This is a genomic window from Hymenobacter translucens (genome assembly GCF_020685205.1).
Taxonomy (GTDB): Bacteria; Bacteroidota; Bacteroidia; order Cytophagales; family Hymenobacteraceae; genus Hymenobacter; species Hymenobacter translucens.
In genome coordinates this window covers 171,532-193,275 of sequence record NZ_JAJERB010000004.1, presented here as the reverse complement: position 1 = coordinate 193,275, position 21,744 = coordinate 171,532, and the positions used below count along the sequence as shown (strand labels likewise).

Annotated in this window: 20 protein-coding genes; 9 read left to right on the top strand and 11 right to left on the bottom strand. The window is 62.8% G+C overall.

Features of this window, described 5'->3' with window-relative positions; all coding sequences use genetic code 11:
* Nucleotides 1-76: 76 nt before the first annotated feature.
* On the top strand, nucleotides 77-505 hold the full coding sequence (locus tag LJY25_RS11030) for an OsmC family peroxiredoxin (RefSeq protein WP_227608393.1): 429 nt from the start codon (nucleotides 77-79) through the stop codon (nucleotides 503-505).
* 153 nt (nucleotides 506-658) lie between these two features.
* Nucleotides 659-1,159, top strand: coding sequence for a hypothetical protein (locus LJY25_RS11025; protein WP_227608392.1), 501 nt, complete (start codon nucleotides 659-661; stop codon nucleotides 1,157-1,159).
* Nucleotides 1,160-1,239: 80 nt separating this feature from the next.
* On the opposite strand, the gene dnaA is transcribed toward LJY25_RS11025, so the two are convergent.
* From dnaA to LJY25_RS11005, 4 genes are all read right to left on the bottom strand, one after another.
* Nucleotides 1,240-2,733 (bottom strand): chromosomal replication initiator protein DnaA, encoded by a 1,494-nt coding sequence (gene dnaA / locus LJY25_RS11020; RefSeq protein ID WP_227608391.1) that lies wholly within the window; start codon nucleotides 2,731-2,733, stop codon nucleotides 1,240-1,242.
* A gap of 141 nt (nucleotides 2,734-2,874) precedes the next feature.
* Nucleotides 2,875-3,804 (bottom strand): bifunctional metallophosphatase/5'-nucleotidase, encoded by a 930-nt coding sequence (locus LJY25_RS11015; RefSeq protein ID WP_227608390.1) that lies wholly within the window; start codon nucleotides 3,802-3,804, stop codon nucleotides 2,875-2,877.
* Between the two features lie 61 nt (nucleotides 3,805-3,865).
* Entirely contained in the window at nucleotides 3,866-4,624 is a 759-nt protein-coding gene (locus tag LJY25_RS11010) for a 5'-nucleotidase C-terminal domain-containing protein (RefSeq protein ID WP_227608389.1), read from the bottom strand.
* 147 nt (nucleotides 4,625-4,771) lie between these two features.
* A complete protein-coding gene (locus LJY25_RS11005; protein ID WP_227608388.1) occupies nucleotides 4,772-6,142 on the bottom strand; it encodes an OmpA family protein in 1,371 nt (456 codons plus the stop codon).
* Nucleotides 6,143-6,418: 276 nt separating this feature from the next.
* Between LJY25_RS11005 and LJY25_RS11000 the strand changes: the two genes are divergently transcribed.
* From LJY25_RS11000 to LJY25_RS10990, 3 genes are all read left to right on the top strand, one after another.
* Nucleotides 6,419-8,194, top strand: coding sequence for a methylmalonyl-CoA mutase family protein (locus LJY25_RS11000; protein WP_227608387.1), 1,776 nt, complete (start codon nucleotides 6,419-6,421; stop codon nucleotides 8,192-8,194).
* 120 nt (nucleotides 8,195-8,314) lie between these two features.
* The gene (gene scpA / locus LJY25_RS10995; protein ID WP_227608386.1) at nucleotides 8,315-10,477 is read left to right on the top strand and encodes a methylmalonyl-CoA mutase; all 2,163 of its coding nucleotides are present in this window, start codon (nucleotides 8,315-8,317) and stop codon (nucleotides 10,475-10,477) included.
* A gap of 269 nt (nucleotides 10,478-10,746) precedes the next feature.
* On the top strand, nucleotides 10,747-11,034 hold the full coding sequence (locus tag LJY25_RS10990) for a hypothetical protein (protein WP_227608385.1): 288 nt from the start codon (nucleotides 10,747-10,749) through the stop codon (nucleotides 11,032-11,034).
* 89 nt (nucleotides 11,035-11,123) lie between these two features.
* Here LJY25_RS10990 and LJY25_RS10985 read toward each other — a convergent pair whose 3' ends face one another.
* The 6 genes from LJY25_RS10985 to LJY25_RS10960 all read right to left on the bottom strand — a co-directional run bounded on the left by LJY25_RS10985 (nucleotide 11,124) and on the right by LJY25_RS10960 (nucleotide 16,077).
* Nucleotides 11,124-11,615, bottom strand: a complete 492-nt coding sequence (locus LJY25_RS10985) for an ankyrin repeat domain-containing protein (protein ID WP_227608384.1) — start codon at nucleotides 11,613-11,615, stop codon at nucleotides 11,124-11,126.
* A 242-nt stretch (nucleotides 11,616-11,857) separates the two neighbouring features.
* On the bottom strand, nucleotides 11,858-12,271 hold the full coding sequence (locus LJY25_RS10980) for a DoxX family protein (RefSeq protein WP_227608383.1): 414 nt from the start codon (nucleotides 12,269-12,271) through the stop codon (nucleotides 11,858-11,860).
* Nucleotides 12,272-12,356: 85 nt separating this feature from the next.
* The gene (locus LJY25_RS10975; RefSeq protein WP_227608382.1) at nucleotides 12,357-13,109 is read right to left on the bottom strand and encodes a J domain-containing protein; all 753 of its coding nucleotides are present in this window, start codon (nucleotides 13,107-13,109) and stop codon (nucleotides 12,357-12,359) included.
* Between the two features lie 171 nt (nucleotides 13,110-13,280).
* Nucleotides 13,281-14,252, bottom strand: coding sequence for an alpha/beta hydrolase (locus LJY25_RS10970; RefSeq protein WP_227608381.1), 972 nt, complete (start codon nucleotides 14,250-14,252; stop codon nucleotides 13,281-13,283).
* A 67-nt stretch (nucleotides 14,253-14,319) separates the two neighbouring features.
* Nucleotides 14,320-15,120 (bottom strand): glycerophosphodiester phosphodiesterase, encoded by an 801-nt coding sequence (locus tag LJY25_RS10965; protein WP_227608380.1) that lies wholly within the window; start codon nucleotides 15,118-15,120, stop codon nucleotides 14,320-14,322.
* Nucleotides 15,121-15,330: 210 nt separating this feature from the next.
* Nucleotides 15,331-16,077: a methyltransferase family protein gene (locus LJY25_RS10960; RefSeq protein ID WP_227608379.1), complete on the bottom strand. Its 747-nt coding sequence runs from the start codon at nucleotides 16,075-16,077 to the stop codon at nucleotides 15,331-15,333.
* 384 nt (nucleotides 16,078-16,461) lie between these two features.
* Between LJY25_RS10960 and LJY25_RS10955 the strand changes: the two genes are divergently transcribed.
* From LJY25_RS10955 to LJY25_RS10940, 4 genes are all read left to right on the top strand, one after another.
* Nucleotides 16,462-17,244, top strand: a complete 783-nt coding sequence (locus LJY25_RS10955; RefSeq protein ID WP_227608378.1) for a L,D-transpeptidase family protein — start codon at nucleotides 16,462-16,464, stop codon at nucleotides 17,242-17,244.
* 68 nt (nucleotides 17,245-17,312) lie between these two features.
* A complete protein-coding gene (locus LJY25_RS10950; RefSeq protein ID WP_227608377.1) occupies nucleotides 17,313-18,341 on the top strand; it encodes a hypothetical protein in 1,029 nt (342 codons plus the stop codon).
* 9 nt (nucleotides 18,342-18,350) lie between these two features.
* Nucleotides 18,351-18,905 carry an NUDIX hydrolase gene (locus LJY25_RS10945; protein WP_227608376.1) on the top strand — a complete coding sequence of 185 codons (555 nt, stop codon included), beginning with the start codon at nucleotides 18,351-18,353 and terminating at the stop codon, nucleotides 18,903-18,905.
* Between the two features lie 87 nt (nucleotides 18,906-18,992).
* Nucleotides 18,993-20,111: a WD40 repeat domain-containing protein gene (locus LJY25_RS10940; protein WP_227608375.1), complete on the top strand. Its 1,119-nt coding sequence runs from the start codon at nucleotides 18,993-18,995 to the stop codon at nucleotides 20,109-20,111.
* Between the two features lie 181 nt (nucleotides 20,112-20,292).
* Here the strand turns inward: LJY25_RS10940 and LJY25_RS10935 are convergent, their stop codons facing one another.
* Nucleotides 20,293-21,723, bottom strand: a complete 1,431-nt coding sequence (locus LJY25_RS10935; RefSeq protein WP_227608374.1) for a DUF5723 family protein — start codon at nucleotides 21,721-21,723, stop codon at nucleotides 20,293-20,295.
* Between the last annotated feature and the right edge of the window lie 21 nt (nucleotides 21,724-21,744).

Genomic DNA, 21,744 nt, shown 5'->3' with positions numbered 1-21,744 from the left:
CTACAGCTTACCAACTCAGCTGCGGCTCCGGCAGTATACTCAACCGTTCACAACTTCACCATCTCACAAACTCCCCATGATCAATCAACGCGGAAACGCCGTCTGGAACGGCGACATCAAAGGCGGCGGCGAAATCTCGACCCAAAGCGGCACGGTAAAGGCCCCCTATTCCGTGGGAGCCCGGTTCCAGGGCGAGAAGGGCACCAACCCCGAGGAGCTGATCGGCGCGGCCCACGCCGGCTGCTACACCATGTTCCTGACCGGGCAGCTCACCAAAGCCGGCGCCCAGGTCAAGCAAATCCGGACCGAGTCGAAAGTGACGCTCGACACTTCCGGCGAAATACCGAAAGTGACTAAAATCACGCTGACCACCGAAGGCGAGGTAGACGGCATCAGCCAGGAAGAGTTTCAGAAGCAGGCCGAGAATGCCAAGCTGCACTGCCCCATCTCCGCCCTGCTGAGCGCCGTGCCGGAAATGGAGCTGGCTTCGGCGACGTTGAAGTGAGTTGTTCGTTGTCAGTTGTTAGTTGTCAGTTGCCAGAACAATCCTGACAACTGACAACGAGCAACGAACAACTAGTCACTAACAACCGAAAAACCGGCTGCGCGCCTGGCGTTGCCGGTTTTTCGTTTACTTTGTCCCAGACTACCTGTTTCTATGCCCCGCGTTACCAAAACCACCCGCATCCGGCTGCGCCCGGCTGACACCTCGAAAGTTCCGTTCTGGGGGCAAATGGCCATTGGCGGCCTGTGGGTGGCCTACACCCTGTTTCTGATCTACTCCAACACCGGCGTGCAGGACTACCACTTCCTGCACTACGTATTCCTGGTGTTCAGCCTGGTGTACATCGGCTATGTGCTGGTGCACAACGCGCCCATCTTCGGCACCCAGAGCTACCTGGAGTTTACGCCCGGCTACATCGTGCACAAAAGCGGCCTGTTCCGGCCCAAGCAGGTGTTTGCCGCCGAAACCATCGAAGCTCTGGACCTGCTTCCCATGCAGCTGCGCCTGCGCCTGCGCTCCAACGACCTGTACACGCTCAGCCTGCGCGAAGTAAAGGGCCCCAAGCGCCGGGAGCGTTTCCGGGGCGAAATCCGCCAGTTTGCCGCCCAGTACAACATTCCGCTAAACGAAACCGCGCCCCAGCCCCGGCGCTAACTCCGGGTTTTGAAAAGCAGAAGCGGCAGCCTCCATCCGGGAGCTGCCGCTTCTGCTTTTAACGTTTATTCGGAGTGGCTCTACTTGCCGGCGAACTTCTTGCGCAGCTCCTGGATGGTGCTGCGGAAGCTCTTGTCGGAGTCAATCAGGTCCGAAACGGTCTGCACCGAGTGAATAACGGTGCTGTGGTCGCGGCCGCCGAACTGCATACCAATGCTTTTCAGCGAGTGGCTGGTGTGCTCCTTAGCGAAGTACATGGCTACCTGCCGGGCCGTCACCACTTCCTTTTTGCGGGTCTTGGCCTTGAGCAGGTCTACCGGGATGCTAAAGTACTCGGCTACGGTTTTCTGGATGAAGTCCAGGTTTACTTCGGCCTCGATTTCCTCGATGATGTGGCGCAACGCCTGCTTGGCCATCTCCAGGTCGATTTCCCGGCGGTTCAGGCTGCTCTGGGCAATCAGGGAGATGAGCACGCCTTCGAGCTCGCGCACGTTGGTGTTCACCGAGTGGGCCAGGTACTCCACTACCTGGGGCGGAATGTCGATGCCGTCCTGCTGCATCTTGTTCTGCACGATGGCAATGCGGGTCTCGAAGTCGGGGCTTTGCAGGTCAGCGGTGAGGCCCCACTTAAAGCGGGACAGGAGCCGGTCTTCCAGCCCGCTTAAATCGCGCGGGGGCCGGTCAGAGGTCATCACGATCTGCTTGCCGGCCTGGTGCAGGTGGTTGAAGATGTGAAAGAACATCTCCTGCGTCTTGTCCTTGCCCGACAAAAACTGCACGTCGTCCAGAATCAGGATGTCGACGAGCAGGTAGAAGTTGGCGAAGTCCTGCACCGAGTTGGTTTTCAGGCTTTCGATAAACTGGTTCGTGAACTTCTCGGCCGACACGTAGAGCACAAACCGGTCGGGCGAGGTGCTTTTGATGTGGTTGCCGATGGCCTGCACCAAGTGGGTCTTGCCCAGTCCTACCCCGCCATAAATCATCAGCGGGTTAAAGGAAGTCGTGCCCGGCTTGTTGGCCACGGCGAGACCGGCCGAGCGGGCCAGGCGGTTGCAGTCGCCCTCGATGTAGTTCTCGAACGAGTAGCTGTGGTTGAGCTGGGACTTGAGGTAGTTGCGGTCGATGCCCTTGGCCGCGTCGAACGGGTTGCGCAGGGTTGCCACGTCCGGGGCCGGAGCCGAAGCGGCGGCGGCCACGTTGCGGGCCGAGGCCGTGAGGGCGCCGGCGGCTACGTAGGCCGCGTCGGTGCTCGGGCGCGACGGCTCAGCTTTGCGGGCTGTCGGGATGTTGACGGTCCGGGGCTTGTTCTGCCCGTTGCCCTGATCGACTACGATTGAGTACTCCAGTCGCCCCTCGGGGCCCAGCTCCTGGTAGATGCACTTCTTGAGCACGTCCACATAATGCTCTTCCAGCCACTCATAGAAGAACTGGCTCGGCACCTGAATGATGAGCACATTCTGGTGGAGCTGAACCGGCACGATAGGTTCAAACCACGTGCGGTAGCTCTGCTCACCAATGTTTGCCTTGATGATGCGAAGACAGTTGGCCCATACGGTTCGGCAATCCTTCAGCATCAATAAATCAGGGCAAAAGCAATAAACGGTGTGGAAGAGCAGGAATGTCCGAACACGGGTTTAGGGCGTTCGTTTTTTTAAGGGGGAGGCAAAAATGTGGAAAAGTCAGGAGACAAAAAAACGTCGAACCCCTTGCATTTCTCAGACTTCGCGTACGGGCAGCACCGTGGTGGCTGCTACCGCCGGGCGCCTACTGCCGAGCTCAAAAATATAGTCCAGCCGGCCCAGATTTATTCCCGACCAGCCTACCTGGTTGACGAGCGTGCGGCGGCCGTTCGGGTCCTGCACCGGCACGGGCTGGTCGAGGAAGGTGTGGGTGTGCCCGCCCAGGATGAGGTCGATGCCGGCCACCTGGGCGGCCAGCTTGAGGTCGTCGGGCTTGGCGCTTTCGTACTTGTAGCCGAGGTGGGAAAGGCAGATGACCATGTCGCACTTCTCGGGGCCGCGCAGCTGCTGCACCATGTTTTTGGCGGTCTGGTACGGGTCGAGGTACTTGGTGGCGCCGAAGTTCCGGTCACTGACCAGACCGGCCAGCTGCAGGCCGATGCCGAACACGCCGATGCGCAAACCCTGCTTCTCAAACACCTTGTAGGGCTTGAACTGCCCGGCCAGAATGGTCTGGGAGAAGTCGTAGTTGGCGCTCAGGAACGGGAAGCCGGCATGGGGCAGCTGCTTTTTCAGTCCTTCCAGGCCGTTGTCGAAGTCGTGGTTGCCGAGCGTGGAGGCGTCGTAGCCCATCTGCGTCATCAGCTTGAACTCCAGCTCCCCGCCGAAAAAGTTGAAGTAAGGCGTACCCTGAAAAATGTCGCCCGAGTCGAGCAGCAGCACATTAGGCTCCTGGGCCCGGATCTGCGAAACCAGCGTGGCGCGCCGGGCCATGCCGCCCATGTTGCCAAACTGCCGGTCGGAGGCCGGGAACGGCTCGATGCGGGAGTGCATGTCGTTGGTGTGCAGGATGGTGAGCTTGACGGGAGCCTTGCCGGCGGCAACGGCAGAGCTGCCCAGACCACCCAGTACGGTGAGGCCGGCGGTGCCCAGCAGGGAGTTACGGAGAAAGTCGCGGCGCTTCATGGATAGGTGCTGCTGTGGGAAAGTGCTTTAAACAGAGAAAGGGCGCTTGAGCGGACAGGCATTAGCCTTTCACGCGGCCCTCTACCCGGGCTTCGACCGGCTTGCCTTCTTTCGTGAGCTGGCGGATGTGGTCGGCAATGGCATTGCGCAGCAGCACGCCCGTGCTGCGGGGCTTGATGGCTTTGAAGAACTCCATCTGGTCGCCGCCCCCGGCCAGGTAGTCGGAAATGGCGATGGTGTAGGTTTTGGCAGGGTCGAAGGGCTGGCCGCCGATAAGAATCTGGCTGGCTTTGCCGTCGGGTCCCACGGTATAAACCGAGTTCGAGAAAGCCATTTTCACCCGGGCGCCATAGTCGAACAGCTGCTGCACCACGGCGCCGGGCGCGTCGAGCACCACCAGCTCATTCTCGAACGGCATCAGCTCAAACACCGAACCCATGGTGATAGGCCCGGCCGGTAGACTGGCCCGCAGGCCCCCGTTGGTCATCACGCCCAGGTCCACGGTCTGCTTCAGCTCCCGGCTGGCGCGGGCCCGCTGCACGTCGGCCACCAGGTTGGCCAGGGGCGACTCCCCGTTGTTTTTCGTAATGGGAACCGGGGACGTGCCCAGCACCTCGCTCATCTGCTGCGTTACTTTTTCGCGGTACGGAGCAATGGTGGCCGCCGCCCGGGGGTCGTCGGCCAGGGAGCTTTCCACGCGCTGGGCCGTGACGGGGGCCAGGGCGGGCTTGGCCACGTAGCCGGCCCGCTGACAGGCCGAGGAAAGCGCCAGGGCCAGAGCCAAACTCAGGGCTGCGGAGCGGGTACGAAGAAAGTGCATAGGAACGGTGAGGGCAGGGATTTGAGAGAGCAGAACGGCAAAGGTAACGCCGCCGTTCAAATTCAGGCTACCAACCCGCTCCCGAAACCGGATCAGGCACCGGCACCACCGCTTTCCCGGGCTCAGAGTGGCCGTTTTCCGCGCGGACTAGTCTTCCAGAAGCGAAATCTCGACCCGGCGGTTGGCGGCCCGGCCCTGTTCGTCGTCGTTGGCGGCCACGGGCTTTTCGTCGCTAAGGCCCAGGTACAGCATGCGGCTGCGCGGCACGCCCTGCCGGGCCAGGTAGTACATCACCCACAGCGCCCGTTTCTCCGACAGCTCTTTGTTATGCGCCGCCGAGCCGGTGTTGTCAGTAAAGCCCTGGATCTGCAGCTGCCCGGGATGGGTAAGCGCGTAGCGGGCCAGGGCCGTGAGGCGGGTGCATTCCGCCGGACCCAGGCGGTACTCGTCCACCCCAAAGCCCACGGTCGTCAGGGACCAGTCGGGGCCGGCCGGGGCCAGCACCAGGGGGCGTTTCAGCCGGCCGAAGATACTGTCCCAGTTCATCACCCGGCTCAGGTCGCGGTACGCCGCAAAGCCCGGCTCCAGCGTGTCCCGCACACTGCGGAAAGAGCCCTGCTCCAGAAACACGCCCGAATCGAAGATGGCGTCTCCCACGTCGCCGACGACCAGCTTCAGGTGGTAAAGCTGCCAGGGCTGCACGTAGGCCGAGGCGGTCAGCACCCGGGTAAAGCCGTCATACTCCAGGCGGCTCACCAAAGACTGATTCAGCTTTTTCTTCTCACCCCGCAGCACGTAAAACCCCGCCGGGTTGTCCTGCGCGCGGTTGAAGAGGTAATTCCACAGTCGCCGGAAAATCGACAGTCGGGGCCGCTGCTTGATGTTTTTCAGCATCCCGTAGTTCAGGAAGTAGTCGTTGTTGAGGAACAGCTCCGACCGGCGGTGCTGGTTGATGTTGTTGATGGTGACGGGCCGCCCGGTGCCGGGCAGCACAGCCAGGTTGCGCCGCTTTACCTTCGGGCCGGTCAGGATAAAGGCAAAGGCGTCGTTGTAGCTGGAGCCCACGTACTCCTTGTACTCCTCAGAGGCGAATATGTACCGGAAGAACACGGTATTATGGGCCGGCACAAAGTCGAACTCCAGAATTACCTGGTCGCGGGGGCGGCAGCGGCAGATGCGGGCTAGGTCTTTGTCGGGCTTGAACTTGACCGTAGGGTCGGCAGCAAAGCCGCTGGTGCCGGGTGAGTTGTTGGCCTGGGCAATGCTGTGCACGTCGCCGGTGGAAAGCAGCACCCCGCGCTGCATTCCGATAATGGGCGTGTCGATAACGAAGCTGCCCATACTGCTGCGCTCGGCCCGCAGCTTTACATTGCCTACCCGGATGCCCAGTCCCACGAGCATGTTGTCGACCAATGAATCGACCGGGGCCGCCGAGTCAATCTGGACGCCCTGGGCCCGGGCGGTGAAGCCACAAAGCAGCCCGGCCAGCAGGCAAATGAGCAGGTAGCAGTTGCGCATAGACAAAGGACAAGGTAAGGCAGGGGCCGCGAGCAACGCCGGAGCCGGGCTTTTTCGTGTGCATAGGCCCCGGCAGGAAGAGGCGCCCGGACAAGAATTCCGGCGGCATGGCGCCAAAATTCAACGCAGCAGCCCGGAAAGGCAGGTCAGCCGTAATGCCCCGGCTGGCTTTGGCTTATTTTCGGAGGCAGTGCGGTCGGCCGTCTTTCTAACCATGAAGCGGTATCTTTAGGCCCTGTTCTCCCCGTATAGTCGGTTTATTTTCTTCCCGCAGCTATGGCCGATACGCCTCCCCCGGTTCCCGTTTCGTTTTCCGAGTTTGAACCCGTGACCACCGCCACCTGGCAGGACCGCATCCGCCGCGACCTGAAGGGGGCCGACCCGGCCACGCTGGCCTGGAACACGCCGGAGGGCTTTGCCGTGGAGCCGTTCTACCACCGCGAGGCCCTGGAAAACCTGGCCAGCCTGCCCGCTCCCCAGGTGCCCGCCTCCACTGCCTGGCGCAACGTGCCGACGTACGCAGTGGGCGCCACCCACACCGGCCGCGCCGCCATCGACCGGGCTGCCCGGGCCCTGCAGCGGGGCGCCGACGGAGCGCACTTCGTCATTGCCAACCCGGTTGCTTTCGACGTGTCGTACCTCCACCAGCTGCTGCCCCTTACCTCCACCTACGTGGGCTTCACCATCAGCAGCGGGTCGGGCGAGTTTGTGCAGCGTCTGCTGGCCACGGGAACGCCCACCCTGCGGGGGTTTCTGCAGTGCGACCCCATCACCGACCACGGCCCCGACCTGCACCGGCAGATAAGCGAGCTGCGCACGGTGGTGGAGCTGACTCGCGCCATGCCCGACTTTCGGGCCCTGACGCTAAACGGGGCGTTTTTCGCCAACCGGGGCGGCAGCATCTCCCAGCAGCTGGCCTTTATCCTGGCCGCCGCCACCGCCTACCTCGACCAGCTTCCGGACGAGACCGTCACCCTGGCCGACGTAGCGGCCGCCCTGCACGTGCACACGGCTATTGCCACCAGCTACTTCTTTGAAATTGCCAAGCTGCGGGCCCTGCGTCAGCTCTGGGCTACCCTACTCGACGCCTACGGACTGCCCGTAGCGGCTGGCCTGCCGGCGGTGTTTGCCAGCACCGCCACCTGGACCCAGACTACCCTCGACCCGCACAACAACCTGCTGCGGGCGACCACCGAAGCCATGTCGGCGGTGCTCGGCGGGGTGCAGGGCATCAGCATTGCGCCCTTCGACAGCATCTACCACGGCCCCAACGAGTTTTCGGAGCGCCTGGCCCGCAACCTGCCGGTGCTGCTGCGCGAGGAAGCTTTGCTGAACCGGGTTACGGACCCCGCCGCGGGCTCTTATTACATCGAGACGCTGACCGACCAGCTGGCCCGCGAGGGTTGGGCGCTGTTCCAGCGCGTAGAGGCCGAAGGCGGCCTGCCCCACGCCATCGGCTTTGTGATGCAGCAGATCCAGGAGTCGGCGCAGGTGCAGTTCAGCCGCATTGCCGCCGGCGAGCAGGTGGTCGTGGGTACCAACAAGTTTCAGAACCCCAAGGAAGACTTCGACTACAACCCCAAGAAGCTGCTGCGGAGCCGGGAGTTCGACACCACCCGGGCCGCGTATCCGACGGAGGTGCTGCGCCTGGCCACGGCCCTGCACTTTCAGCGCCGGGAAAAGAAGCGCAAGCGCGCGGCCATAGTGCTGCTGGGGCCCCACACCAACCAGCTCATCATGCAGAGCTTTCTGCGGATGCTGCCCGGCCTGGAGCGCCCCGACCTGCTGGCCAGCCACCCGCCCGGCACGCTGTCGGTGCTGTTTTCCTCGCCCGAGGCGGCCACGCTGATGTACGCCACGCCCGAGCAGTACGGCGTCCTGGCCCGCACCATTGCCCGGGTGCACGAGGACGACACCACGTTTGTGCCCCCTACCCTGCTTACCGCCGACCTGGCCACGATGCAGGAAGCCGTCCACATCTTTGGCTTCCAGGAATTCACCGTCGACGGCTACAGCACCGACGACGTGCTGGCCCGCCTGCAGGGGAGGTGAAATCAATTAGTAATCAAGAATTAGCAATTAAGAATTCTGACCAGACGTCCTGTCTGTTCGCTCGAAATTCTTCCTGATTCTTAATTACTAATTATTAATTGCTAATTAAGAATTGCTCCAATGAAGCCCGACTTTTCCCGGATTGCCTATAACGCCGCTCCCCTGCCCGCCGCACCGGCGGAGGCCACGGAAACCAGCACGCCCGAGCAGATTACGCTGAAAAGCCACTATACCGCCGCCGACGCGGCCCACCTCGACCACCTCGGGTTCGGGGCCGGCGTGGCGCCCTACCTGCGCGGGCCCTATGCCACAATGTACGTCCAGAACCCCTGGACTATCAGGCAGTACGCGGGCTTCAGCACAGCTGAGGAAAGCAACGCCTTTTACCGTCGCAACCTCGCTGGCGGGCAGAAGGGCTTGTCCGTGGCCTTCGACCTGGCAACGCACCGGGGCTACGACTCCGACCACCCCCGCGTGGTAGGCGATGTGGGCAAGGCCGGCGTGGCCATCGACTCGGTAGAGGACATGAAGATTCTGTTCGACCAGATTCCGCTGGACCACATGTCGGTGAGCATGACCATGAACGGGGCAGTGCTGCCGATTATGGCGTTCTACATCGTGGCGGCCGAGGAGCAGGGCGTGAGCCCCGAGAAGCTGGCGGGCACCATTCAGAACGACATCCTCAAGGAGTTCATGGTGCGCAACACCTACATCTACCCGCCCACGCCGAGCATGCGCATCATTGCGGATATCTTCGCCTACACGGCGCGGAACATGCCCAAGTTCAACTCCATCAGCATCTCCGGTTACCACATGCAGGAAGCCGGGGCCACCGCCGACCTGGAACTGGCCTACACCCTGGCCGACGGCCTGGAGTACGTGCGGGCCGGCCTCGCCGTGGGCATGGACGTCGACCAGTTTGCGCCCCGCCTGTCGTTTTTCTGGGCCATCGGCATGAACCACTTCATGGAAATTGCCAAGCTCCGGGCCGGCCGCCTGCTCTGGGCCAAACTGATGAAGCAGTTTAACCCCCAGAACCCAAAAAGCCTGGCCTTGCGCACCCACTGCCAGACCTCGGGGTACTCGCTCACCGAGCAGGACCCGTTCAACAACGTGGCCCGCACCGCCGTCGAAGCCCTGGCAGCGGCTTTGGGCGGCACCCAGAGCTTGCACACCAACGCCCTCGACGAGGCCATTGCCCTGCCCACCGACTTCTCGGCCCGCATTGCCCGCAACACCCAGCTTTACCTTCAGCACGAGACGGACATTACCAAAGTGGTGGACCCCTGGGGCGGCTCCTACTACGTGGAAACCCTCACCCACGAGCTGGCCGACAAAGCCTGGGCGCTGATTCAGGAAGTGGAGGCGCTGGGCGGTATGGCCAAGGCCATCGAAACCGGTCTACCCAAGATGCGCATCGAAGAAGCCGCCGCCCGCAAGCAGGCCCGCATCGACTCGGGCAAGGAAGTTATCGTCGGCGTAAACAAATACCGCCTCACCGACGAGGAGCAGGCCCGGGAAATCAAGATCGAGGTGCTGGACATCGACAACGCCGCCGTGCGCGAAAGCCAGATTGCCCGCCTCAAGCAGATCAAGGCCGGGCGGAACAACGATGCGGTGAAACAGGCCCTCCATGCCCTGACCGAAGCCGCCCAGGAAGGAACCAACAATCAGCAATCAACAATCAACAATAACCTGCTCGACCTGGCCGTGCAGGCGGCCCGCCTGCGGGCGACGCTGGGTGAGATTTCCGATGCCCTCGAAGCAGTGTACGGCCGCCACCAGGCCACGATTCGCGCTATTTCCGGCGTGTACTCTTCCGAAATGAACTACGACGAGGAATTTGCCCGCACCCGGCAGATGACCGACGACTTCGCCGCCCGCGAAGGCCGCCGCCCCCGCATCATGGTCGCCAAGATGGGCCAGGACGGCCACGACCGGGGCTCCAAGGTGATTGCCACCTCCTTTGCCGACGTGGGCTTCGACGTGGACATCGCACCCCTGTTCCAGACGCCTGACGAGGTAGCCCGGCAGGCCGCCGAAAACGACGTGCACGTGGTGGGCGTCAGCTCCCTGGCCGCCGGCCACAAAACCCTGATTCCCCAGCTGATCGAGGAGCTGCGCAAGCTTGGCCGCGAAGACATCCTCGTCATTGCCGGCGGCGTCATCCCCGCCCAGGACTACGACTTCCTGTATCAGGCCGGCGTGGTTGGGGTTTATGGGCCGGGAACGGTCATTGCCGTAGCGGCGCAGGAGATTCTGCAGAAGCTGAAAGAGCAATAGATTTTATACGCTTTCCAACTTCCCCAGCTACACATTACTTCTTACCGGCGTATAAAGGCAGTAAGCTGATTATTTAGAGCATCTACCTAAGCAGGTAGATGCTCTTTTACTGTTGGCTAGTCTTACTACCTCAAAAGGCGCCAGTATTCATATGGAGGCCCCACCCCTGCTAATAGCAGCGCGAACTACTTACCCCTGGTCCGGCGTGCTTTTCCCATACCGCCCCGCGGTCCTTGCGTATGCCGGAGAAAACAACCCCTACTAACGCTATGACCTCAGACACTTTCTCTACCGGACCCGCGGGCGTCTTTGCCCGTGTCGAGCAGGGCGGCCGGCACCTCACCGTCGTAAAGCTCCAGGACGGACTCTCTAACTCGTTTGACGACCTGCGCCAGCAGCTTACCTCCCGCTTGGGCCTGGGTGCCCAGGACCTGCTGCTGGTTTTGCACTCCGATGGCAGTGAGCCCGAACAGGGCCCGGCCCAGCAGCTTTACAACGAGTACCTCTCCACGAATACCTCCGCCGTAGCCGACGTCACCTGGGAGCCCCTGCCCTAGCTTTTGTACACACTCACTTACAGGCAAGCAAAATGCCCGTCCGCGTTTCAGAGAGGAGCGCGGGCGGGCATTGTTATTCAAATCCTAGCTTATTCCTGAGGCAGCAGCTTGAGGGCTTCTTCGTTGCCTTGCTGCACGGCCAGGTCGCGGGCGGACAGGCCGCGCACGTCGCGGATGGTGGTGTCGGCGCCGGCTTCGAGCAGAATGGGCACGATGTTGTGGCGGCCGAACAGGGTGGCAAACATCAGGGCGGTGCCCCCGTTGCCGTTCTGCTGGTTGAGGTCGGCGCCGTGCTGAATGAGCAGGCGGGCCACCTCGGGGTAGCCTTTAAAGGAAACGCCCATCAGGGCCGAGTTGCCGCTTACGTCCTGCACGTTGGGGTCGGCGCCGGCGGCGAGCAGGGCTTTGGTGGCTTCCACCTGATCGTCGTAGGCGGCCACGATAAGGGCAGTGAAGCCTTTGCCGTTCTGAACGTTCACATCCACGGTGCCGTCGGCCAGCAGTTGCTGGAGGTAGGGCACGTCGCCCCGGCGGGCGGCATCAATGAGCAGATCTTCGGGGCGGGCAGAGGTAAAAGACATAGCGGGTCAGCAAGGGTTTGGTTGATAGGTTCAGACAGGGACGGCGGCCGGCGCGGATCGGATAATGTGCCGGCATCAGCCTCCTGCTGCAATAACCGCAAATCCGGGAAATGGATTTGAGCTGCCGGCGGTAACCCTGGACTGCGGGCTGGGAACTGGGGCAACAGAGAACCCCGACTCCGTGCGCGGCAGCACGCAGCCGGGGCTGGTCAGCGGAATGCTTTTGGAAGAAGGCCAGCGGCCTACGCTACCCGGTTGGCATCCACGGTACGGTTGCGGCCAATCATGCTGTCGATGCTCCAGGGGCCCGGGCCCCGCCCGGCAATGTAGAGGAACACAAAGCAGTAGATGACGGCCAGCTCGCCGTGGTTTAGAATCGGCAGGGGTCCATCCCCGGCGTGAGCCATGAAGTAGGCCACAGCCATAAGGCCGCTGCACAGAAAGGCGGATATACGGGTGAGCAGCCCCACGGCAATGAGCAGCCCGCCCACCAGCTCGATAATGCCCGCCAGGCCCATCTGGGAGGCCAGCTCTACCGGAGGCTTGTCGCCGGGGAAGCCCAGGATTTTCTGGCTGCCGTGCATGGCAAAGAGCAGCCCGACCACGATACGCAGCAGGGCGTACAGGTGCGGTGCATAGTTGAAGTTGGAATTCATCGGTACGGTGGTCAGATCGGTTGAAAAAGGCTGACCGGTTTAACGGTTCGTTCTGCTCAGGGTTCAGACGGATACTGGCCTGCCTTCAGAACCACACCACCACCAGCAGGGTCAGCACGAACAGCAGCACCCCGGCCGCGGCAGTGTTCACCTGCGTTTCGGCCGAGCGCCGCGGCAGCAGGCCGATACCCGCCACCACGGCCAGCAAGACGGGCATCAGGCTAAGGGTGCTGTTGTAGATAATACCGCTGTACGGCAGAAAGGGCTCGGGGCCATCGGGCGAGGACGGGGCGCTGAGCTCCCGCACAATGTGCAGGATGGGCGTGCTCCACACCGTAATCCGGTCTCCCTCCCGCACGCGGTAGGCTTCGTCGCTGTGCAGACGAAAGCTGGTGTGCGGCGTCTTGATGTCGTACGCCGACTGCGGGTCCGACACCGACGAGGACACCGACACGACCTCGCGGCCCACGACTTCTTCGCCCTGGTGTTCGCGCAGGGGCAGAGCCCAATCCAATGCCAGCAACAGGCAGAAGGCCAGAAACAGCAGGTTCACCCAGCGGGCAATGGGCGCGTAGCGCTGCATCAGCTGGCGCACCGGATCGAGGCGGCGGACGGGCGGGGGCGGCGGGGGCTCCTGGCTCAGCAGCAGGTTGTAGGCGTAGCGCCGCCCCGGGTCGGCCAGGATTTCAAAGCCGATCTTCAGGTCCTCCAGCTGGGTGCGGAAAGCGGGGTCGGCCACCAGAGGCTGCAGGTAAGCACTACGCTGCTGGTACGCCAGCCGGATTTCGGCGGCCGTGGCCGTGGGCGCTACCCCCAGCACCCGATAATAATTCTGCATACGCTTGCGTAAAGTCGAATCAGGTCTGCGTGTAACATGAAAGAGCCGAGGCCCTTAAGATAGTAAACCACCCGGGGCCCGCAAGGATGAGTCGGATGCGTAGATACTAACTCCCGGCCACTGGTCGGCATCGTAACGCCCGCTACAGGACAATATTGGCTTGCCCCTTGTTTACCCGGGCACCGTTGCGAGCCAGCGGAACATCGCCTCGTACACCTTTTCCCGCACGGCCGGGCGGGACAAAACCAGATCGTGCATGCCGCCTTCGATGCCCTGCACCGTCACGCGGGAGCCTAATTGCGGAGCCAGGGTGCGGATGTGTTCCGCATTGAGCACTCCGTCGGCGCTGAAATACTCGTCGTTGAAGGGATGATAGCGCTGCACGGTGCGCGCTGAATGCAGCACGAGTACCGGCTGCGGCAAACCGAGCCCCCGGGCTACCTGCCGGTGCCCGGCGCGGATGGCCCGCAGCCAGCCGGCATTCACTGCGAACACCTCAATCGGCTTCCAGGTCAGGTTGTAGTCCCACTCCCCGTGCCGGCTCTGGTGCAGGCTTTCGCCGTAGCCGGGCGGCAGCCGGGCCGGTATGGGCAAATCAGGATAGAGCGCCCCGAGCCGGCTGATAACCGGCATAGCCACCTTGCGCAGCAGCCAGGGCTGATTCATTTCCAGAAACGGGCTATTTAAAACCAGTACCGAAACCTGCCCCCGACGCGAACCGGAGCGGGCGTACAATGCGGTGATCAGGCCGCCGGTGGAATGGCCGTTCAGCACCACCGTTCGGGCGCCTTCCTCCCCGATCCGGGCCAGGGCCGCGTCGAGGTCCGCAAAATATTCCGTCAGGTCGCGCACGTTGTTGGGACGCTGGTGGGGCAGCAGGGAACGGCCGTACTTGCGCAGGTCAAGGGCATAGAAGCGGTAGCCATGCTTCTCCCATTGCCGGGCCAGCTCCCGCTGAAAAAAATAGTCGGTGAAGCCGTGGATGTACAGCACGGCCCGGTCGGAAGCCGGGCCGGTAAAGCGGCGGCGGATCAGGGTGCTGCGGACCGTACCCTCGTAGTCGTCGGGCTGAGGCAGGGTGAGCTGCTCGAAGTCCGGGCCCAGCACGTCGGGCAGGTAAGCAGGTGCGGCAGATAAAGGCATCGCTCAAGAAGCACAGAACCCGGCGCTCCTGCAAGCTGAGCCTGGGCCGCTTCGCCCGGCTTCTCTCCTACCGCCGGGGCCGGGGGCGGCCCAGCAGCTTCAGGAGCTTGGGCACGTTGTCGGCCTCATAGCCGTCGGGCCCGGCAGCAATCAGCCGCCGCATCAGGCGACCGGACCGCCCTCCGAAGGTGATGACAGCCAGGCCCGCGGCGTGGGCCCGGGCTACGTTTTCGGGTGTGGTGAGGTCCTGGCTCAGCACCACGGCCTGCACCTTCTGCGCCAGCGCCTGGGTTAGCTGGGACTCAAAGTCGTGGGTGACTTCGAAGCCCAGCGTCGCGGCCGGCCATAGCTGATGCACCCGCGCCAGCGTGGCCGGCTGGTCGGAAACCACCAGCACCCGCTCGGCCGGCACGTGGTAGAGGCGCAGCAGAGCCACCAGTTGCCGGGCCAGGGCCGCCGAGTGGCGCTGGCGCTGGACCGGACTCAGGCAGGGCAGGTCTTCGTGCAGGTCGAGGTGCAGATACGGGAACGGCCGACCCCGCTTTTCCAGCCGGCCAAGCAACGTGTCAAGCGTCACCATCTTTTCGCGGTGAAACCAATCGTAGGGCCAGCCGCCCTGAAACTGCAGCTGGATGAGGGCCGCGGCCGTCTGCTCGCTCACGCAGCCCCGACCGGTTTTGGTCATGGTTTCCAGCGTCACGTCGTGGTACAGGACGGGCACGCTGTCGCGGCTCAGCTCAAGGTCTACTTCTATTCCTTCGGCACCCCGGTCCAGGGCCTGCAGCACGCTGCGCAGGCTGCTGGGCGGTAGGGGGTTGAACGGGTTGAAGGGGGTAAAGAAGCCCGAACCGGCATGGCCGACCACCATCAGCTGCCCGGGCGAACGCCGGAGCGGATTGCTTGCCGATTGCGCCCGGGTTGATCCGCAAAAACAGCTAATACAGCTCAGCAGAGCGCCCAGCAGCACCCATCCGCGCGGAGTAGTCATGGCAAGAGTCCACCAACGGCCAGTGGCAGCCGCCGCGTTCCATACGCCCGCACTCCCGCCACTGTTCGGCCGAACGGGCACCTGCCAGGGCTAGCGGCCCGGAACTTCCAGCAATTGGGTGTTCTTCTTGAGGGTCCGCAGCACCAGGAAAATCACCGCCCCGACGGCCAGCACCAGCTGCCAGAGCGGATCGATGTAGAACCGCTTGTCGACCAGCAGGTGGCTGATGGCGTTGATAAGCACAAAGGAAACGACCATGGCGAACAGGCCGTTGTACTCGCGCTTCATTACGTTGCGCCACGAGAACTCCAGTAAGGCTGGCTGCCAGCCCGTCAGGCGGGGCACGAAAGCCGGCGTGCGGCTGGCCCAGGCCTCGTACCGGGCCGAATAGGTGCGGCGCAGAAACTCTTCCTCGGCGTACATGATCCGCTCGTAGTACAGCCAGTAGGCCAGCGTACACAACGCCACAAACCACCACACGCCCAGGATCATAAACAGTCCCAGCCACATCAGAAAGTTACCCAGGTACAGCGGGTGACGCACCACGGAGTAGATGCCGGTTTCATTGAGCGTTTCGGCCACCTGCCCCTCGTCGGTGTTGCGGCCCGAGGTGCCGCCGGGCGTGCAGCCAATGGTCAGGGCCCGCACGGCCAGGCCGAGCAGCCCCACCAGCAGGCAGACGATTCCCCACGTGGGGCTGGTAATATGGTCGTAGGTAGCCTCCGGGTACGCTACCATCAGGACTCCGGCCAACGGGTACAAAACCACAACGGGCAGCCAGCTTCTTCTCCGGAACAGCCAGTTTCCCTGCTGCTCAAATTCTTCTCGTAAGGGCATTCGTGTTTGAAGCGTAAAACGGCAGTTAGCCGGTATTACTCGTGTAGTAAGGCAATCAGAAGCCCCAAGTAAGCCAACAAAAGGCCGATTTGCTAACTGGACAAGTACAATAAGGCAAAACGAGGAACGCCCCGGGTTTCTCTTACCGGCCCGGAAGCCCGCTGCCCCGCCGGGCCGCTGCAGCAGAAGCCTCCTAAAACTTAACCCACTCCAACCGTGCACTCCTGATTTCTGCTTGGTCTTATCCTGCCAGCTTACCCGTTCCAAGTCCGCTAAACCTATACCCCGGCATATAGCAGCACTGGTATACAGAATATTCAGGTTTGTCCGTTTCCTGGTTTCTCGCACCCCTTGGGTTTGCTGCGGTAGCAACCCGAACGCGGCGTGCGGACCACCTGTACCATGCGGCGCCTGATCCTGGCCTTTCTGCTGCTGCCCCTGCTGAGCAGCCAAACCCCCGAACCGGCTTTCCGGCTCCAGCAGCAAATGTACCCCCGGGTGCGGTCGGCCTACGCCCGCTGCTGGCCGGCGCTGCGCCGGCGCCTGGTTAGTCAGCATATCGACCCGGCCCGGCTGGAAGTTTTTATTCGGGTATTCAAGATCGAGCCCCACCTCGAAGTCTGGGCCCGCAACCAGGGTGAGGGTTGCTTTGCGCTGCTGAAAAGCTACCCGCTGGCGGCCTGCTCGGGCAGCCTGGGCCCAAAGCGCCGCGAAGGCGACGGTCAGGTGCCCGAAGGCTTCTACACCATCGACCGGTTCAACCCCAGCAGCCTCTACCACCTGTCGCTCGGGCTCGATTACCCCAACGCCGTGGACCGGCAGCTGGGCAGCGCCAAGCCCGGCGGGGACATTTTCATCCACGGCTCCAACGTCACCATCGGGTGCCTGCCCATCACCGACGCCGGCATCGAGGAAGTGTACCTGCTGGCCCTGGAAGCCCGGGCGGCCGGTCAGCAGAGCCTGCCGGTGCACATCTTTCCGTTTGCCCTGACGCCCGAAGCCCTGGCTGCGCGGCCCCTGAGCCGGCACGCGGCGTTCTGGCAGTCCCTGGTGGCGGGCTACGCCTACTTCGAGCTGCACCGCACGCTCCCCCCCATTCTGGTACCCGAACAAGGCGACTACACCCTGAACCTGCCGGCAGCGGGTCCAGCATCGAAGCCCCGGTAGGCATTTAGGGAAGTTTTGCGCAACGGTACCTATCTATGCAGCGGAACCCGCTCACTTCCTGCCCAGCCATGACGGTCCCCTTCACTTTCCGCAGCCGGTACCTGCTGCAATTCCTTTTCCTGAGCCTGCTCGTGGGGGCTGCCGAATGGCTGGTTACCCACTCCGCTGCGTTCCAGCTGCGCGGCCCGGTGATGGCCCTGGCCGTAACGGTCGACCTGACGGTGGGCATTCCGGCGCTGTATTACTTTTTCGTGGCCCGGCGCTACCAGCTGCCGCTTAGCACTGTCGCCGTCGTATTTACACTTTCCCTGGGCGTGGCCGCCTGGCTGCTGCCTCCGGACGGGCAGCAGTACGTGGGCTGGCTGCGCAACCTGCTGCTCGTGGCCGAGCCGCTGCTCACGGTGCTGGTACTCGTCCGGCTGCGGGGGGTGCTGCGCGCCTACCGGGCGGCCCGGCTCCACTACCCCGACTTCACCGACAACCTCGCCAGCAGCTTCCGAACGGTATTCGGCTCGGCGCTGGCCCCCGTGGTAAGCGAAGTAGCCATGTTCCGCTATGCCCTGCTGTTCTGGCTGACGCCAGCCCCGCTGCCGGCCAGCCAAAGCACCCATTCTTTTTCCATGCATCGGGAATCGGCATTTACGGCTATCATGGCTACCCTGCTGCTGGTATCCGTAGTTGAAATGACCGTGGTGCACCTGCTGGTGATGCGCTGGCATCCGGGCGCGGCGTGGGCGCTGCTGGGGCTGAGCGCCTACAGCCTGTTGTTCGTGCTGGGCCATCTGCACGCCGTGCGGCAGCGGCCGGTCCTGGTTCAGGAACAGGTGCTCATGCTTCGGGTTGGGCTGCTGTGGCGGGTCAGGCTGCCCCGGGCGGCCATTGCCAGCGCTGTTCCTATCCGCGAGCTGCCAGCCCTTCCGGAGCTGCTGAACCTGGCCGGCCCCCTGGTAACTGCCCCGAACGTGCTGCTTACCCTGCACGAACCCGTGGCTGCGTCCGGCCCGTATGGCCTGCGTAAAAAGGCCCCGCACCTGGCTTTGTACGTCGACGAGCCGGCCCGGCTGCTGGCAGTTCTGGCTACTCCGGCGCAAGTGTAGCTTTAGCATATGACTTCCGGCTCATCATCTTCTGAACCGACTATCCCACTGCGCGAAGCATCCGTTCTGGTGCCTGTGTATCGCAATGCGGCGGGAGAGCTGATCCTGGTACTAATCCGGCGTACCATGCACGGGGCCCACGGCGGGGAGCTGGCTTTTCCCGGCGGGAAGCGGGATCCGAACGATTCTTCCGCCCGGGCCACGGCCCTGCGGGAAGCGGAAGAAGAAATCAGCTTGCCGGCTACCGCGGTGGAGCTGCTGGCGGAGCTGCCGGTGGTGCAAACCCGGGCGACCGGGTTCCGGATCAGCCCGTTTCTGGGCCGCATCACCCGGCCGGAAAAGTGGCAGTGGCAGGCTCGGGAGATTGAAGAAGTGCTCGAAGTATCCCTGGCCGAGCTGCTGCTGCCCGGCCGGCACGCGGCTGAGTCGGTGCTGCTGCCCGGGCAGAGCCGGCCCCTGCTGGTGGCGTTTTACCGGATCGGCGAGTATTACCTGTGGGGCGTGAGCTACCGGATTGTACGCGAGCTGCTGCCCCGCCTGCAGGCCGGCGAATGGGAGGTGTAAGGCAGACCGACGGGCATTTCTGGCACGGAATTGTGTTTTGTGTTTCTTTGAGGACGCGGCCTGCTTAATTCCGCGTACTTCCCCCGTATGAAGCGAATTTTCTTTTTTCTGACGTTGCTCCTCACCCTGCCGGCAGCCGTGGCCCGGGCCCAGGGCGAGCAATCAATCTGGTACTTCGGCAGTGAGGCCGGCGTCACCTTCGGCGACGGCCCGGCAGAAGCGCTGGGCGACGGCAAGCTTACCACCGACGAAGGCTGCGCCGTGGCTACCACCAAAGGCGGTCAGCTGCTGTTCTATACCAATGGCGTCACCGTCTGGAACCGTAAGCACGAGGTGATGCCGAACGGCCGCAACCTGATGGGCAGCAAATCGAGCAGCCAGAGTGCGCTTATCGTGCCCGACCCCGGCAGCGGCAACATCTTCTACATTTTTACCACCACCGCCGAGGGCAACAGCAACGGCCTGCGCTACTCTGTGGTGGACATGACCCGGGATGGGGGCTTTGGCGACCTGCCCCGCTCCAACATCCTGCTCATCACGCCGGTAGCGGAAAAGCTGGCCGCCGTACGCCACAAGAACGGCCGCGACGTCTGGGTTGTGGCGCACCGCTGGAACTCCAATGCCTTCGTGTCCTACCTCGTTACGGCCGATGGCGTAGTGGGCAAGCCGCTGATGAGCAACGTGGGCAGCATGAACGCCGGCCCGGGCCGCAACGCCATCGGCTGCCTGAAGTTTTCGCCCGACGGTACCAAGCTGGCCGCCGCATTGTGGCGGGAAAACAACAAGTTCGAGGTCTTCGACTTTAATACCAGCACCGGCGTTGTCAGCAAGCCCCGTTCGTTTGGTCCCTACGAAGCCGCCTATGGCGTGGAGTTCTCGCCCGACGGTACCAAGCTCTACGGCACCAGCAACGCCAAAATTAACCGCACGGGCCAGCCCGAAAAGGCGCAGATCTGGCAGATTGACCTTAAAAGCGGCCAGGCCGTGGCCGTCGGCAGCCCGGGCCGCCGCAAGATTGGCTCCCTGCAGCTCGGTCCCGATGGCCGCATCTACGTGGCGCGGGAAGACAACCCTTACCTGGGCGTGATTGAGAATCCCAATGCCAGCGGCCTCAAGTGCGGGTTTGTCGACATGGGACTAAAGCTGGAGGGACGCCGCAGCAAGCTGGGCCTTCCGAACTTCATTCGGGAAGTGGTAAAGCCCTGACGTGATGACGTAACGGGCTTAGGCTTCTGGAAGCGTACCCGAACCAGCATCTATTCTATACTGACGCACCCACCCGCATCCGGCTCCTGAGCCCAAAAAGCTGATTCCGGCCCGTTGCAGTACGCAGCGGGCCGGAATCAGCTTTTTGGTTTGGTGGATATAGGGCCGAAAAGACAGGACCCTACTCGACTTTGCCGAACTTGAAACGCAGGAAGCCGGCGGCCATGGAGATGTAGGGATGCTCGGTGAATAGCAGGCCGGTCAGGTCGCGGGTGCTGATGCCGCCCTCGTAAGGGCCGGCCGTGAAGGTGACGCCCAGCGGCACGCTCACGCTGTAGCCCGCGCCCGCCGTCACGCCGCTGCTCAGCCGTACCCAGCGCGTCGGCTTGTAGTCCACGCCGAGTCCAACGAAGGGCGACGAGAGGTTGCCAGCTACCTTGTTCATGGGCAGGGTCACGTCAAGACCGGTTTCAAAGTACTCACTGATGCGGAAGCCCGCGCCGGCCCGCAGCTTGGTGGGCAAAGAGGCCGTGCGCTTCGACTGGGCCTGGTACTGAAACAGGCTTTCCGTGCCGCCGGCAAAGAGCTGAGCAGCTTCCTTGATAAAGTTGTAGCTGTTTACCCCCTCTGACTCCAGATACCGCAGCTTCTGGTCGTTGGCCGTGAGCAGGTTTCCCTCCCAGGTCATCTTTCCCATATCCGTGAGCGACAGGCCCAGGCGCAAGGCCTTACCGGCTTCCATTGCCACGCCAAAGTCGAAGCCGTGTCCGGTGCCCACGGGCTGTAGGCCCCCAGCGTTTGTCCGGTAGTTGAAGCCCGAGGCATTAGGGTTCGTTTGCAGGCTGCCGTAGTTTATCTTGAACAACGGCGACAGGGCACTGTACGCCTCTACCGCGCCGCCGTCGATGCGCACATCCACGACGCCGATGCCCTGAATATAGCGGTACCCGCCGCCTACTGATAGCTGGAACGTGGGCTTGTCGATGACCCGGTTGCCGTAGGCAATGTTGTACTCATTGTACCAGGCCAGCTGCAGGGCCGTCCCGTCGAGTGCCGAAGACAGCTGGGGCAGCGTGGCGACATTTTTAGGCGTGCCGTCGGGGTTGAAGTTGTTGGTAACAATGGGCGCGTTCTTGCCCAGGAACATAATCTCGGCCGCATTCTGGTTGAGGGCCACGTGGCTGGCAATGCGCTGCCGGTTGCTGATGGCCACCGTACCCAGGCTCGGAATGGCCACGGCTAGGGCGAAGGTGGTGGCGTCAGCATTCGCGTTCAGAGCGTTATCCGACGTAAAAGCTTTTGCCAGGGCAAGCTTATCGTCCCGGGTCAGGCCCTTCTCGTAGTCGTAGATAAAATTCCTGAACTGGTCCCGGGTCAGCGACTGGGTGCCGGCGCCGAGCCCAAACTCCCCGACGGTAAAGGCAACTTTAGCGCCGCCGATGCGCCCGAGGTTGCCGGGGTTGATGCCGATGGCCTGATAGTCGGAAGCAAACGTGTTGGCGACGCCGCCCCGGCCGGTGGCCGTGAAGTTGCTCAACTCATTCTGGGCACGAAGCATAAGGGGCGCGCCCAGCAGCAGAGCCGCCAGCGAGGCAGTAGATTTGAAGTTCACGAGGACGGGGTAGAGTTACAA

Coding starts and splice junctions, on each gene's coding strand:
- LJY25_RS11030 (WP_227608393.1), top strand. CDS start 77: ATGATCAATCAACGCGGAAACGCCGTCTGGAACGGCGACATCAAAGGC.
- LJY25_RS11005 (WP_227608388.1), bottom strand. CDS start 6,142: ATGCGCAACTGCTACCTGCTCATTTGCCTGCTGGCCGGGCTGCTTTGT.
- LJY25_RS11010 (WP_227608389.1), bottom strand. CDS start 4,624: ATGCACTTTCTTCGTACCCGCTCCGCAGCCCTGAGTTTGGCTCTGGCC.
- LJY25_RS10965 (WP_227608380.1), bottom strand. CDS start 15,120: ATGGTGGTCGGCCATGCCGGTTCGGGCTTCTTTACCCCCTTCAACCCG.
- dnaA (WP_227608391.1), bottom strand. CDS start 2,733: ATGCTGAAGGATTGCCGAACCGTATGGGCCAACTGTCTTCGCATCATC.
- LJY25_RS10940 (WP_227608375.1), top strand. CDS start 18,993: ATGAAGCGAATTTTCTTTTTTCTGACGTTGCTCCTCACCCTGCCGGCA.
- LJY25_RS10945 (WP_227608376.1), top strand. CDS start 18,351: ATGACTTCCGGCTCATCATCTTCTGAACCGACTATCCCACTGCGCGAA.
- LJY25_RS11025 (WP_227608392.1), top strand. CDS start 659: ATGCCCCGCGTTACCAAAACCACCCGCATCCGGCTGCGCCCGGCTGAC.
- LJY25_RS10970 (WP_227608381.1), bottom strand. CDS start 14,252: ATGCCTTTATCTGCCGCACCTGCTTACCTGCCCGACGTGCTGGGCCCG.
- LJY25_RS10975 (WP_227608382.1), bottom strand. CDS start 13,109: ATGCAGAATTATTATCGGGTGCTGGGGGTAGCGCCCACGGCCACGGCC.
- LJY25_RS11000 (WP_227608387.1), top strand. CDS start 6,419: ATGGCCGATACGCCTCCCCCGGTTCCCGTTTCGTTTTCCGAGTTTGAA.
- LJY25_RS10980 (WP_227608383.1), bottom strand. CDS start 12,271: ATGAATTCCAACTTCAACTATGCACCGCACCTGTACGCCCTGCTGCGT.
- LJY25_RS10985 (WP_227608384.1), bottom strand. CDS start 11,615: ATGTCTTTTACCTCTGCCCGCCCCGAAGATCTGCTCATTGATGCCGCC.
- LJY25_RS10960 (WP_227608379.1), bottom strand. CDS start 16,077: ATGCCCTTACGAGAAGAATTTGAGCAGCAGGGAAACTGGCTGTTCCGG.
- scpA (WP_227608386.1), top strand. CDS start 8,315: ATGAAGCCCGACTTTTCCCGGATTGCCTATAACGCCGCTCCCCTGCCC.
- LJY25_RS10950 (WP_227608377.1), top strand. CDS start 17,313: ATGACGGTCCCCTTCACTTTCCGCAGCCGGTACCTGCTGCAATTCCTT.
- LJY25_RS10990 (WP_227608385.1), top strand. CDS start 10,747: ATGACCTCAGACACTTTCTCTACCGGACCCGCGGGCGTCTTTGCCCGT.
- LJY25_RS11015 (WP_227608390.1), bottom strand. CDS start 3,804: ATGAAGCGCCGCGACTTTCTCCGTAACTCCCTGCTGGGCACCGCCGGC.